Below are 12,096 nucleotides of genomic sequence, written 5' to 3'. Positions count from 1 at the left end.
AGTCTGCGGCCGAATTCATGCGGGGCTACTGTGGGACAAAGCAATTCATCGGCCGATCGGTCCCGGCTATCGTCGGCGGGAAGTGGGCGGAATTTCGCGCGATGTCACCCGCGCGACATATACAGCTGATCGATATCGGCGGCGAATGCGGCGGAAATGGCCTCGCGGCGCAGTTTCTGAGACGAAGTGAGCAGGCCGTTGTCCACGGTGAAATCACCGGAGACAATGCGGAAGGCCCGAATGGATTCGGCCCGGGAAACCAGCGAATTCGCCTCGTCCACGGCATCCTGGACGGCCGTGGCCGGATCCTGTCCCGGACGGTCCGCCCGCCACTGCTCGGCCCGCTGGGCGTCCAGGGTCACCAGGGCGGTGATGAAGGGGCGGCCCTCGCCCACCACCATGCAGTTGCTCACCAGCGGATGCAGCCGCACCCGGTCCTCCAGCGGCGTCGGCGCGACATTCTTCCCGCCGGAGGTCACCAGGATCTCCTTCTTGCGTCCGGTGATGCGCAGGAAGCCGTCGTCGAGTTCGCCGATATCACCGGTGTGCAGCCAACCCTCGGCGTCCACCGGACGCTGGTCGGCCGCCGCACCCCAGTAGCCGGGCGAGACGTGCGGACCGCTCACCAGCACCTCGCCGTCGGCGGCGATGCCCACGCCGGTCCCCGGGATGGGGCGGCCCACCGTGCCGAGCCGATTGGTCTCCGGCGCGCTCACCGTCACCGCGGTCGCCGCCTCGGTCAGCCCGTAGCAGTTGAGGATCACCACGCCGAAGCCCGCGTAGAACCCGGCCGTCGACTCGTCCAGGGACGCGCCGCCGGAGATGACGTAGCGCAGCCGTCCGCCGAAGGCGTCCGCCACCGGGTGCCGCACCGACTCGGGTGCGCCACCGGCGGTGAGCAGCCGCACTCCGCGCTCCACCGCCGCACGTTCGTCGTCGTCGGTGAGCAGCGCCCGGCAGTGCTTGCGAATCTTCTCCAGCGCGTACGGAATCAGGGCCAGGAAGGTGGGCCGCAGCCGCGCCAGCGCCGGCACCAGGTCCGGCACGCTCGGCAGCAGGTGGGTGCGGCTGCCGCCGTAGAGGCAGGCGAACAGGATGGTCTGGCCGAAGACGTGGGACAGCGGCAGGGCCAGCACGGTGGTGCCGTCGAAGATGCCGCCGGTCTGGCGCACCGTGTTCGCGGCCGTCACCATCATATTGCGGTGGGTGATCATGCAGCCCTTGGACAGCCCGGTGGTGCCGCTGGTGTAGACGATCATGGCGAGGTCGTCGGCGCGCACGCGCTCGATGCGGGCGTCGAGTTCCGGACTCGCCGCGCCCTTGGCCCAGACCGCGACCTCGTCGAAGGTCCACACCTCCCCCGCGCCCGCGGCCACCAGCCGGTCGGCGTCCGCGGCGGTCTCGGCGGCGAAATACGCGCTGCCGCTGTCGCGCAGGATGTGCTCGATCTGGGCGGGTGACGAGGTCGGGTACACCGGCACCACCACCGCGCCGACGGCCAGCGCCGCGCAGTTGAGCAGCGCCCACTCCAGTCCGGTGCGGCCCAGCACGGCCAGCCGGTCACCGGCCGCCACCTCGCGTTCCAGCAGCGCGGAGGCCAGCGCCCGGACGCGGGTGTCGAGTTCGGCGCTGGTGAGCTGGGTGCCGTCGGCGCCGCACAGCGAATCCCGTTCCGGGTCACGCCGCGCCGCCTCGGAGATTATCGTGTACAGACTCTCGGTGTCGGGTGGGTCGAATCCGTTCGCGGTGAAAGACCTCGCGGTGAGAAACACTGTGTTCACGACACGAATTCTTCACGGCGACAATGATTCTCGTCGCCGTCGATACCGCGGTTCCTACCGCGCGAATGTCATCTCCTATCGAACCGATCAGGCCGACAGGGCTTGGGCATCATCGAGCTGTGCCGGTTCCGCGGATTCCATGCAGTCGAGAAACAGCGACAGCGCCGGATTGGTTTCCGCGGCCCGCCATACCGCGTACAGATCCAGGGTCGGCACCGGGTCCGACAATTTCACCGCGACCGACGCACTGCCCGGCGCACCCATTCCCATCGAAATCGCCCGGGGCAGCGAGGCGAAGCCCACGAACGGCCGCACCGACACCATATGGGCGGTGGCCCCCGGATCGTCGGCGGTGTGCGAGACCGTGAGCGAGATGCGGTTCTGCGCGGCCGCCCGGAAGATGGAGTCGTACATGGCGGGGCACTGTTCGCGGGCGAAGAGCACGCACTCCTGCCCCTGGAGTTCGGCGAACGGCACGCTCGGCCGGTCGGCCCAGCGGTGCCGACGACCCACCACCGCCACCAGCGGCACCCGGTGCAGCAGCCGCCGATACCGGAATTCGGCGGTGGAGGGATGCCCGTAGACCAGGGCGAGATCGAGCGAACCGTCCGAGAGCGCCGCGAGCTGCGGGCCGGTGCGCTTCTCCCACAGCGACACCACGATATCGGGGTGCCGCTCGGTCATCCGGGCCAGTGCGTCCGGCAGCACGTGTCGACTGGCCGGCAGGTTGTACCCGATATTCAGGGTGCCCGCGCGGCCCTCGGCGGTCGCCTTCGCCACCTGCGCGGCCCGGTCGAGCTGGGCGACGATCAGGCGGGCCTGGAGCTCGAACTCCCGCCCCGCGGCGGTGAGCCGCACCTCGTGCGAGTTGCGGGCCACCAGTTGGACTCCGAGAGATTTCTCCAGCTTCTGCAGCTGGGCGCTGAGACTTGGCTGGGTCAGATGCAGGCGCTGCGCCGCACGGCCGAAGTGCAGCTCTTCGGCGATCGTGATGAACGAAACGAGATGTCGGAATTCCATGATGCCGACTCCTTCCGAGTACCCGTCACGGTAGCCGGAGGAGGTAACAGGCGATGAATCGCGTCCACACGGACAACACCATCCGGTTTGCCGAACAGTGAATCTCACTTGTAGCGAGAACCTCTGTGCTAGTGAGGAAGTGCGGGCGCATACCGGCGACCGGCCGCTACACCTGCGGGAAGACGAGGAGAACCACGATGGCGATCATCGACGCGTGGGCGCAGCATCCCACACCACGACTCATCGAGCACGACATGTTCGATTCGCTGCGGCGCTGGGGCGCTCCGCTGCCGACCGAACCACTGCCGGTATCGGCGACCGTCTCCGCCATGGCGGCCGGTAGCGTGGACATTGCCCTGATCAGCGCCTGGTACGCCCCGGAGGGCGTGCTCGTCTCCAACGACGAGGTGGCCGAGTTCGTGGCGGCGTCGCAGGGCCGCCTGCTCGGTGTCGCCTCGGTGGATCTGCGGCGGCCCATGGCCGCGGTGCGGGAACTGCGCCGGGCGGTCACCGAGCTGGGGCTGCGGGCGCTGCGCGTGGTGCCGTGGCTGTGGGGGCTGCCGCCCAACGACCGCCGCTACTATCCGCTCTACGCCGAGTGCGTGGAGCTGGGCATTCCGTTCTGCACGCAGGTCGGGCACACCGGCCCGCTGCGCACCTCCGAAACCGGCCGCCCCATCCCCTATCTCGACGACGTGGCGCTGGAGTTTCCCGAACTCACCATCGTGGGCGGGCACATCGGCTATCCGTGGACCACCGAGATGATCGCGCTGGCCACCAAATACCCGAACGTGCACATCGACACCTCGGCCTACACCGTGCGCCGCTATCCCGAGGAGCTGGTGAAATACCTGCGCGGCCACGGCCGCCGGAAGGTGCTGTTCGGGACCAACTTCCCGATGATCACCCCCGAGCACGCGCTGGCCGGACTCGACGACCTCGGCCTCGACGCGGAGGCCCGCGAGCTGTTCCTGTCCGGCAATGCCCGGCGGGTGTTCGGACTGCCGGAATAGCTCGCGCGGATCAGCCGCGCCCGTGCCGCGCTTCGTAGGCGGCGCGTTCGGCGGCGTGGCGCCGGCGTTCGCCGATATCGGCGAGTTCCGGGTCCAGGCCGTGCTTGAGCAGCCGGTGGCGGCGGTACACGTACATGAGCGCGATGGTGAAGTACACCAGCGGCAGATACAGCAGCGCCATCATGGACAGGCCGATCCAGAGCGGTCCCGGTACCAGCAGGAACAGACAGAACACCGGCAGCACCGGAATCAGGAAGCGCACCAGGTAGCGGCGCGCCGCGCCCGGTCCGGTCAGGTCCGCGAGCACCCAGTCGCGCATGTCGGGCGGCAGCGTGGCACCGCAGATATAGCGCACACGCTGAACGAGATTCGGCTTGCCGGTGCTCACATGTTCTCCCTGTGCATCGGTGCCGCTCGCCGAGCGGCCTTGTTCACGCGGGTGAGCACATCGCGCAATTCCTCGAGATCCGCCAGGCTCACCCCCAGTCGGTCCACCACGGCGGGCGGAATCCGCTCCGCCTCCCGTCGCATGGCCCGCCCCCGCTCGGTCAGGTCGACCAGCAGCGTCCGCTCATCGCGGCGATCGCGGCGGCGGGTGATCAGTCCGGCCGCCTCGAGCCGCTTCAGCAGCGGCGAGAGGGTGGCGGAATCGAGTTCGATGGCCTCGGCGATGGCCTTCACCGACATCGGCGACTCGCCCCACAGCGCCAGCATCACCAGATACTGCGGGTGGGTGAGGCCCAGCGGTTCCAGCAGCGGCCGGTACACCGCCAGTACGGAGCGGTTGGCGACAGCCAGGGCGAAGCACACCTGTCGATCGAGGCGCAGGGGGTCGTCCGGTGCGTCGGTTCCGCTCACGGCCGCGAGCTTATCGCGCTAATAGTTAATGCACAAACTATTGCCCGTCAGCCCAGCACGGGCAGCTCCCGCTCGTCAGCGAGCTCGGAGAGTTCGCGCTGCATGCGCGTTCATCACCACAGGCGTGCCCGCCCGCAGACGTTCGAAACCCGGTGCGCGAGCACCGGGTTTCGACTACTACAGGACCTTCGAGACCTACGGCGTAGGCGTCACACTCGGCGTAGTCGTGGTCGTCGACGGCGTGGTCGTCGTTGTCGTCGACGGCGCGGTCGTCGTCGAGGGCGCGCTGGTCGTAACCTCCGACTCCTCCGCGATCGGCGCATTCGCGGTCGTCGACTCGGCCGACGGCGCGGTCGTGGTGGTCGACGGTGCGACCGACGTGGACGGCGCGGTCGTGGTCGACTCGGGCGAGGTAGTGGTCGACTCGGGGGAAGTCGCAGACGACTCCGGCGAAGTCGTGGACGACTCAGGCGCAGTCGTGGACGACTCGCCCGACGTCGTGGACGGAGCCGTCGACGACGACGCCACCTCCCCCTTCGCCTCGGTCTTCGTCACGCTCGTACCGCTGGTCGTGGAACTCGTGGCCTTGGTGGTGGACGTCGTCTTGCTCGCCGCCGCCTGCACCGAGTTGGTGTAACCCTGCACCGCGGGCAGCGGCTCGGCCTTCCGCTCGACCGGCTCACCCGCCTGCGCCTTCTTGGCCAGTTCGGTCAGCCACGCCGCCGCGTACTCGGCGGAGGTCAGCTCCTTGCCGTCCTCGGGCTTGGCATCGCGCCAGTAGTCGAAGTGGTGGCCGCTGCCATTGGGTCCGAGTGTCAGGTTGTACGGATCGCTGAGGATGACCGGAATGGTGTTCTGGTTGGTCACGATCAGCCCGACGACCTCGTTGAAGATCTTCTGCGGCAGGTAGGCCAGCGGCGAGAGCCCCTCGGCGGCCACATTCTCCGCCTGCGCGGGCGGGGTGTGCTCACCCGGCTTGTAGGCCGGATCCGACACCCGCAGCAGCACTTCCAGGAAGGTCTCGTCGCTGGCCATCCAGTTCGGCTGCGCGGCGATATCGGAGAAGGCGGTCATGGCGATACGACCGAGCACGACCGCGACATCCTGTCCGGTCGCGGGGGTGAGCCCCTCGCGTTCGAGCTGGTCGGCATTGACCTGCCGACCCACATTGACCACCAGTTGCAGCAGCGAGATGTTCTGCGGCGCGGCGCAGGTCAGGTCGCCCTCGGAGCAGAACGACGCGATCTTGCCGTTCAACTTGCCGAAATCACCGCTGGTTCCCGGTAGCGCGCCCTGGCCGGAGATGGGGTTCGTGCCGTTCTGGTACTTGCGGTCGAATCCGTCGGGATTGCTGAACGGATCCTCCGCGCCGATGAACGGGCCCTCGCCCGCCTGCCGTCCGGAGTCGGCGAGGATGACCACGCCGAGCACATCGTCCGGGTTCACGCCGGATTCCTCGTTGCCGATCTTCATGGCGACGCGGCGCACCACGTCCGCGCCCTCGCTGTAGCCGACGATGGAGAACTTGGTGTCCGGGCAGGCCGCCGAGATCTCGCTCATCACCTGTTCGGCATTGGCCACACCGGTATTGACGGCGTCCTCGTAGGTCGCCATGTTCGCCGGATAGGCGATGTACACGGCGGCGTACGAGCCCTGGCCGACATCGTCGGACGGCGCGTTGACCACCGGGTCGAGCCATTCGCTCTTGTGATCGCCCGACAGCGCGGCGGGCAGCGGGTTCCCGTTGGCGTCCACCAGCAACGCCGTGGTGCCCTCCTTCGGGGTGTCGCCACGACCGGCCACCGAAACGGTCACCATATCGTGGCATTCGGTCACCGACGACCTGAGCTGCGTATCCACCGCGGGCTGCTCCGATTCCGGAGCCCAGATCACCGCCGCGGCCGCCGCCACGCCCAGCGTCGTCAACGCGGCGGCCGCGGAGGCGGTGCGGTGCCGCACGAAGAAATCACCGAAGGCCATGCCCTTGATCCCCATTCCAGTACCGATGAGCACACGGAAGGCCCTCCCCGGATGGGCCGTATGTCACCGGAGACGTCGTCGCGGGGCACGGGAACGTTACGGATCGCCAACCGGCCGCAATGCCCACGACCGATCGAATGTGTTTCAGATCACAGTGATTCGCATTTCGCATGAGCCACTGCGCATCCGGCGGCACATCGCGGACAGAGCTCGAGAGAATAACTGTCTCAGACAATCCTTGTCCCCGGCGCGGTCTTGCCGCTACCGTTGACACATGGACGCACACCGCCGATCCGAGGTCGAACTCCCCGCCGGGGTGCAAGGCCGTGCCACGGCTGGATACGACTCCGCCGCAAGGCTTTTCGCAAGAATGTTCGCGGGCAAGCGAGGCAACGGCGCGGGGCTCGCCGTGTACCACCGCGGTGAACCGGTGCTGGACATCTGGGCGGGTGCGGCCGACGCGGCGGGGACGCCGTGGACCCGCGACACCGGCGCGATGGTGTACTCGGCGTCGAAGGGCGTCACCGCCACCGTGATGCACCGGCTGGCCGATCGCGGGCTCATCGACTACCACGTCCCGATCGCCGAGTACTGGCCCGCGTTCGGCGCGAACGGCAAGGGGGACATCACCCTTCGCGATGTGATGACGCACCGGTCCGGACTCTCCGCACTCCCGGCGAATACCTGGGAGGAGGTCCTCGACCACGAGCTGATGGAGCGGCGGGTGGCCGCGGCCGCTCCGGATCGCCTGCGCGGCAAGCCGATCTACCACGCGCTCACCCAGGGCTGGATTCTGGCCGGCGTGGCCCGCGCCGTCACCGGTCACACCATGGCGGAGCTGTACCGCACCGAGGTCGCCGAACCGCTCGGCGTGGACGGCATCCACCTCGGACGGCCGCCCGCCGACGCGCCCACCGTCACCGCGGCTCTGGTCGGTTCCGCCAAGGCGCTGTGCGAGAGCGCCTACGCGCGCCCCACCGCCAGCCTCGCCGCGCGCCTGCCCGGCCCCTTCCGCGCATCGCTGCGGTCGATCTACTTCCCCGGCCTGGAAGCGGCGCTCGCGGGCGAGGATCCGCCGATCCTGACGACGCAGCTGCCCGCGGGCAATGCCGTCTGCACCGCCGACGGCCTCGCCAAGATGTACAGCGCCCTCGCCTGCGACGGCATGGTAGACGGACAGCGATACCTCTCGCCCGAGACCGTGCGCACCCTGGAGATCGTGCAGACCATCCAACCGGATCGCACCCTCATCGTGCCCTGCTGGCATCTCGGCTACCACATCTTCCCGTCGCCGCGCGCCCCGCGCGGATACGGCCACCTCGGCGCGTTCGGCTCCGGCGGCTGGGCGGACCCGGCCTCGGGCATCTCCATCGGCTTCGTGCACAACCGCATGTCGGTCGGCTGGGTCTCCGCCGATATGACGCTGCTGGCCTGGCTGATTCCCGCCATCCTCGCGGGAGCCCGCGGCAGCGCGGCCACCGCGGGGAGCGCCGGCGCGACCACCCACGTGGCGTGACGTCAGCGCCCGTCGCCGAGCGGCCGCCCGGTCAGCACCCGCCCGGCGACACCGAGCAGCCGCCGGTAGCCCGCCAGCGCCCCGCTCGAAAAAGCCAGTGACCACACGGTTCTCGGGGCGGTCGGGGGCAGCGGCTTACCCGCCAGGCGGTCGGCGAGCCAGTCCGTCACCAGCGGAGCCGCGATCACCGCGAGCGTCACATGACCGCTGAGCCGGTCGCGCACGTACTGCACCGACGCCCCGGCCGCGCGGTAGCGCCACACCTGCTCGTCCATATCCTCCACGGCCACGACGGCGTCATTGGTCGCCTGCACCACCAGCATGGGAAAGGCCGGGGCCGCGGTGACCGGGCGCAACGCGTCGAAGATCGCCTCGAACTCTGGCTCGGTCATCAACTCGCCGATCGTGGTGGCGCTGTGTTTGTCGAGATCGCGACCCAGGCTCCGGAAGACGATGGGCAGGATGGTGCTCGACTCGGCGTGCGCGATCAGCTCGTGGAACGGCCCGTCGAAGTGGGTGCGCACCGCATCGCGCAGATCCGGGTAGGCACGGCAGAGCGCCGACAGCACCAGCACGATCAGCCCCGAATACGCCGTGCCGTTCAGCCGCGCCAGGACACTGCGCGGATCGCCGACCGGGGAACCCGCCGAGGCGCCGACGATATCGATCTCCGGCGCGTACTCTCCGGCCATCTCCGCCGCCCAGGTAGTGGCCAGCCCGCCGCCGGAATACCCCCAGAGCGCGACCCGGGTGCGCTCGTCCAACCCGAGCGGTTCGAAGGACAGCGCGGCGCGAATCCCGTCCAGAATGCGGTATCCGGGCTCCCTCGGCACCCCGAAATGCCCGTCCGTGCCCACATGGTCGGGCACCGACAGCACCCAGCCGCGCGCCAGCGCGTTCGCGAACAGGAACAGTTCCAACTGCGGCACCGAACCGAAGGCCCGCGCACCCTGCCGCAGGTTGTAGGACGGCAGTCCCTTCGCCACCACGGCGTCGATGGCGCACTGATACGACACCAGCGGCCGACGCGCACCCGGTTCGGCGTGTTCGGGGAGCAGGACCGTGGTCACCACGGCTTCCGGCGTCCCGTGCACGGTGGTGGTGCGGTACAGCAGCTGCCATGCCGAGATCCGTTGCGGCACCATGCCGAGCAGTCCGAGTTCCACCTCGCGGGACCGGATGACGGTGCCGGGCGCGAGTGCCGCCAGATCCGGCGGCGGCAGGTAGAAGGGGTCGTCCAAGGGCGGCAGCGGCCCCTTCGACGTCGTGTCACCCGCGGTGGCCTCCGTGTCGACGCGCACGCGCAGCGGCGCGACCTCCGATGCGGTTGCCTCCGCGGAGTTGGTGAAATCGACGCTCATAGCCACCCCTTGCTGATTCGTCCGGCGATTGCTTCCGGACCGTAGCAACAGCCACCGATCGCCTCCGTAGCCCGAAACATGCGCGGCCCCAAGGTCATTGCGCACAGCAACCGGGTATCGATCCCGATCGGCGGAAGTGACGCGGGTCGACGCGAATGCCGTGCAATCCTCCGGAATAGGGGACGGCTAGGGGCCGATGCGCACCGCCCGTGGCCGTTCACTACCGGATATCCAGCGTCACACGGGCATCGAGGGCGGTGGTCAGGGAGGCGCCGAAGGTGCGGCGGACGGTTTCGCTGAGGTGGGAGGGGGAGGCGAAGCCGGCGTCGGCGGCGCAGCGGGTGAGGTCGTATCCGGCGGACATGCCCGCCAGCACCAAGCGCACCCGTGCCCACTGCCGGTATCGGCGGAAGGTGGTGCCGGTGTGCGCGGCGAACAGCCGCAGGAAGTAGTGCTCCGACATGCCGATACCGGCCGCCGCGCGGTCGGCGCGCGGGTGCGCGCCCGGATCCTCGCGGATATCGCGCACGATCGCCTCGATGCGGGGATCCAGGGCGGACGCCGGATTCGATGGCCGTGGCATGCATGCCCACGCCCAGATCCGGTCCGAGGTATCCGGCGTGCCGGGGCCGCATCCACACCACGGGCGCGGCAGCGCACGTTTGTGAAAGCGCGGCCCCGGTCATATCCGCCAGGCTAATCCGTACCCGGCGCACATCGCGTCGGCGAGTACGACAGAGGGATGCGCCATGACCACCGACCCACACGCGAAGCCCAGCTGGCGGACCAGAGCGGTCACCGCGCTGTTGCGGGCGCGCGGCGAGAAGAAGCTGCTCGCCACCGCGGCGGGGGTGCACGCGGATATCGCGAAGCGGGACCGGCGCGACACCGAGGTGCGGCCTCCCGCCGCCCGGCGGAAGCGCGCGTCCCGATCGACTATCACGAGGCCGTGAACCTGCCGCACAACTACGCCCTGTTCCCCGCTCCGGAAGGACGCGCGGCCCGCGAGATCATGGTCGAAGCCTGCCGCGGCCCGATCCCGGCCCGGCGGCGCTGAGGTCGCGATCGACTACTGAGCGACCAGTTCGGGTACCGCGGCGGCGCTGTCGTGCCCGCCCAGCCGCGGGTAGGTCGGGTACTCGATGCCCGAGACGTACTGCACCGTGCGCACCACCTGGCACGAGTAACCGAATTCGTTGTCGTACCACAGGTACAGGATCGCGGTGTCACCGTCGACGATGGTGGCGTTGGCATCCACGATGGAGGCCGCGCGCGAACCGATGAAATCGCTGGACACCACGTCGGTGGCGGCGGTGTAGTCCAGGTTGCGGCTCAGCGGACCGGACAGCGACACCCGGCGCAGGTACTCCAGCACCTCCGCGCGCGTGGTCTCGCGCTCGAGTTGCAGGTTCAGGATCGCGACCGAGACGTCCGGGGTGGGCACCCGGATCGAGTTGCCGGTGATCTTGGCCTTGAAGTCCGGCATCGCCTTGGCCACCGCGGACGCCGCGCCGGTCTCGGTGAGCACCAGGTTGAACGGCGCGGAGCGGCCGCGGCGGTCGGCCTTGTGGAAGTTGTCCAGCAGGTTCTGGTCGTTGGTGAACGAGTGCACGGTCTCCACGTGGCCGCGCACGATGCCGAACTCGTCGTCCATGGCCTTGAGCGGCGGGACGATGGCATTGGTCGTGCACGAGGCGCAGGACACGACGCGCTCCGACAGGTCCAGCCCGCGGTGGTTGACGCCGTGCACGATATTCGGCACATCGCCCTTGCCGGGCGCGGTCAGCACCACCTTGGCGATGCCGGGGCGCAGATGCTGGGCCAGTCCCTGCCGGTCCCGCCACTTGCCGGTGTTGTCGATGAGGATCGCCTCGTCGATGCCGTACGCGGTGTAGTCGATGGCGGTCGGGTCGTCGCTGTAGATGAACCTGATCACATTGCCGTTGGCGATGATCGAATCGTTCTCGGCGTCGACCTTGATCGTGCCGTTGAACTGCCCGTGCACCGAATCCCGCCGCAGCAGCGAGGCGCGCTTGGCCAGATCGCCCTCGCCGCCCTTGCGCACCACCACGGCCCGCAGGTTCAGCCCGTTGCCGGAGCCGGTCTTCTCGATGAGCAGCCGCGCCACCAGCCGCCCGATCCGGCCGAAGCCGTACAGCACCACATCCCGGGGCCCCTGCCCCTCGGCCTTGTTGCCGTCGGTGACCTCGGCCAGCACCGCGGCGGTGAACTCGGCCGCCGACCGCCCGCCACCGTCGGCGCGATACGCCATCACCAACCGTCCGAGGTCGATCTTGCACGGCCCCAGATCCAGCCCGCCGAGCACCTCGAGGAACGGCAGCGTCTCCTCGATCGACAGCTCCTCCCCCTCGATCTGCCGCGCGAACCGGTGCGTCCGCAGAATGCTGATCACCGACTTGTTCACCAGCGATCGGCTGTGCAGGAGAACGGTCACCCCCTTCTCGCGGTACAGCTTCCCGATAATCGGAATCATCGCCTCCGCGGAAGCCTCGTGAGCGTTCCAGCGGTCAAGGTGCTCGGTAGTCAACACACGTCCTAGGGGTGTC

General features: G+C 69.0%; 11 protein-coding genes. 3 read left to right on the top strand and 8 right to left on the bottom strand.

Annotation, left to right across the window (positions count from 1 at the left end; translation table 11 throughout):
• Positions 1 to 104 precede the first annotated feature (104 nt).
• Together QMO76_RS00380 and QMO76_RS00375 are read right to left on the bottom strand one after the other, a co-directional pair.
• The gene (locus QMO76_RS00380) at positions 105 to 1,781 is read right to left on the bottom strand and encodes a long-chain fatty acid--CoA ligase (protein ID WP_306359097.1); all 1,677 of its coding nucleotides are present in this window, start codon (positions 1,779 to 1,781) and stop codon (positions 105 to 107) included.
• 87 nt (positions 1,782 to 1,868) lie between these two features.
• A complete protein-coding gene (locus QMO76_RS00375; RefSeq protein WP_306359096.1) occupies positions 1,869 to 2,801 on the bottom strand; it encodes a LysR family transcriptional regulator in 933 nt (310 codons plus the stop codon).
• A 197-nt stretch (positions 2,802 to 2,998) separates the two neighbouring features.
• On the opposite strand from QMO76_RS00375, the gene QMO76_RS00370 reads away from it, so the two are divergent.
• Positions 2,999 to 3,814 (top strand): amidohydrolase family protein, encoded by an 816-nt coding sequence (locus QMO76_RS00370; RefSeq protein ID WP_306359095.1) that lies wholly within the window; start codon positions 2,999 to 3,001, stop codon positions 3,812 to 3,814.
• Between the two features lie 10 nt (positions 3,815 to 3,824).
• Here the strand turns inward: QMO76_RS00370 and QMO76_RS00365 are convergent, their stop codons facing one another.
• From QMO76_RS00365 to QMO76_RS00355, 3 genes are all read right to left on the bottom strand, one after another.
• Positions 3,825 to 4,202 (bottom strand): DUF5313 family protein, encoded by a 378-nt coding sequence (locus tag QMO76_RS00365; protein ID WP_306359094.1) that lies wholly within the window; start codon positions 4,200 to 4,202, stop codon positions 3,825 to 3,827.
• The gene (locus QMO76_RS00360; RefSeq protein ID WP_306359093.1) at positions 4,199 to 4,672 is read right to left on the bottom strand and encodes a MarR family winged helix-turn-helix transcriptional regulator; all 474 of its coding nucleotides are present in this window, start codon (positions 4,670 to 4,672) and stop codon (positions 4,199 to 4,201) included. Before QMO76_RS00360 ends, QMO76_RS00365 begins: the two co-directional genes overlap by 4 nt.
• A gap of 195 nt (positions 4,673 to 4,867) precedes the next feature.
• Positions 4,868 to 6,652, bottom strand: a complete 1,785-nt coding sequence (locus QMO76_RS00355) for a cutinase family protein (protein WP_306359637.1) — start codon at positions 6,650 to 6,652, stop codon at positions 4,868 to 4,870.
• A 274-nt stretch (positions 6,653 to 6,926) separates the two neighbouring features.
• On the opposite strand from QMO76_RS00355, the gene QMO76_RS00350 reads away from it, so the two are divergent.
• Positions 6,927 to 8,168, top strand: coding sequence for a serine hydrolase domain-containing protein (locus QMO76_RS00350; protein WP_306359092.1), 1,242 nt, complete (start codon positions 6,927 to 6,929; stop codon positions 8,166 to 8,168).
• Positions 8,169 to 8,170: 2 nt separating this feature from the next.
• Here the strand turns inward: QMO76_RS00350 and QMO76_RS00345 are convergent, their stop codons facing one another.
• Positions 8,171 to 9,529 (bottom strand): lipase family protein, encoded by a 1,359-nt coding sequence (locus QMO76_RS00345; protein WP_306359091.1) that lies wholly within the window; start codon positions 9,527 to 9,529, stop codon positions 8,171 to 8,173.
• Between the two features lie 220 nt (positions 9,530 to 9,749).
• Positions 9,750 to 10,112, bottom strand: coding sequence for a helix-turn-helix domain-containing protein (locus tag QMO76_RS00340; protein WP_306359090.1), 363 nt, complete (start codon positions 10,110 to 10,112; stop codon positions 9,750 to 9,752).
• 166 nt (positions 10,113 to 10,278) lie between these two features.
• On the opposite strand from QMO76_RS00340, the gene QMO76_RS00335 reads away from it, so the two are divergent.
• A complete protein-coding gene (locus QMO76_RS00335; RefSeq protein WP_306359089.1) occupies positions 10,279 to 10,482 on the top strand; it encodes a hypothetical protein in 204 nt (67 codons plus the stop codon).
• A gap of 116 nt (positions 10,483 to 10,598) precedes the next feature.
• Here the strand turns inward: QMO76_RS00335 and QMO76_RS00330 are convergent, their stop codons facing one another.
• Positions 10,599 to 12,077, bottom strand: coding sequence for a glyceraldehyde-3-phosphate dehydrogenase (locus QMO76_RS00330; protein WP_306359088.1), 1,479 nt, complete (start codon positions 12,075 to 12,077; stop codon positions 10,599 to 10,601).
• Positions 12,078 to 12,096: the final 19 nt, after the last annotated feature.

Source organism: Nocardia sp. CC227C (assembly GCF_030767025.1).
In the GTDB taxonomy this organism is placed as follows: Bacteria; Actinomycetota; Actinomycetes; order Mycobacteriales; family Mycobacteriaceae; genus Nocardia.
Note: the sequence above shows the minus strand (reverse complement) of the source record. Positions and strands in the feature narration are given on the sequence as shown.

Excerpts from the sequence above, each read along its gene's own strand:
- QMO76_RS00355 (WP_306359637.1), bottom strand. The coding sequence starts at position 6,652 with ATGGCCTTCGGTGATTTCTTCGTGCGGCACCGCACCGCCTCCGCGGCC.
- QMO76_RS00375 (WP_306359096.1), bottom strand. The coding sequence starts at position 2,801 with ATGGAATTCCGACATCTCGTTTCGTTCATCACGATCGCCGAAGAGCTG.
- QMO76_RS00345 (WP_306359091.1), bottom strand. The coding sequence starts at position 9,529 with ATGAGCGTCGATTTCACCAACTCCGCGGAGGCAACCGCATCGGAGGTC.
- QMO76_RS00335 (WP_306359089.1), top strand. The coding sequence starts at position 10,279 with ATGACCACCGACCCACACGCGAAGCCCAGCTGGCGGACCAGAGCGGTC.
- QMO76_RS00350 (WP_306359092.1), top strand. The coding sequence starts at position 6,927 with ATGGACGCACACCGCCGATCCGAGGTCGAACTCCCCGCCGGGGTGCAA.
- QMO76_RS00340 (WP_306359090.1), bottom strand. The coding sequence starts at position 10,112 with ATGCCACGGCCATCGAATCCGGCGTCCGCCCTGGATCCCCGCATCGAG.
- QMO76_RS00370 (WP_306359095.1), top strand. The coding sequence starts at position 2,999 with ATGGCGATCATCGACGCGTGGGCGCAGCATCCCACACCACGACTCATC.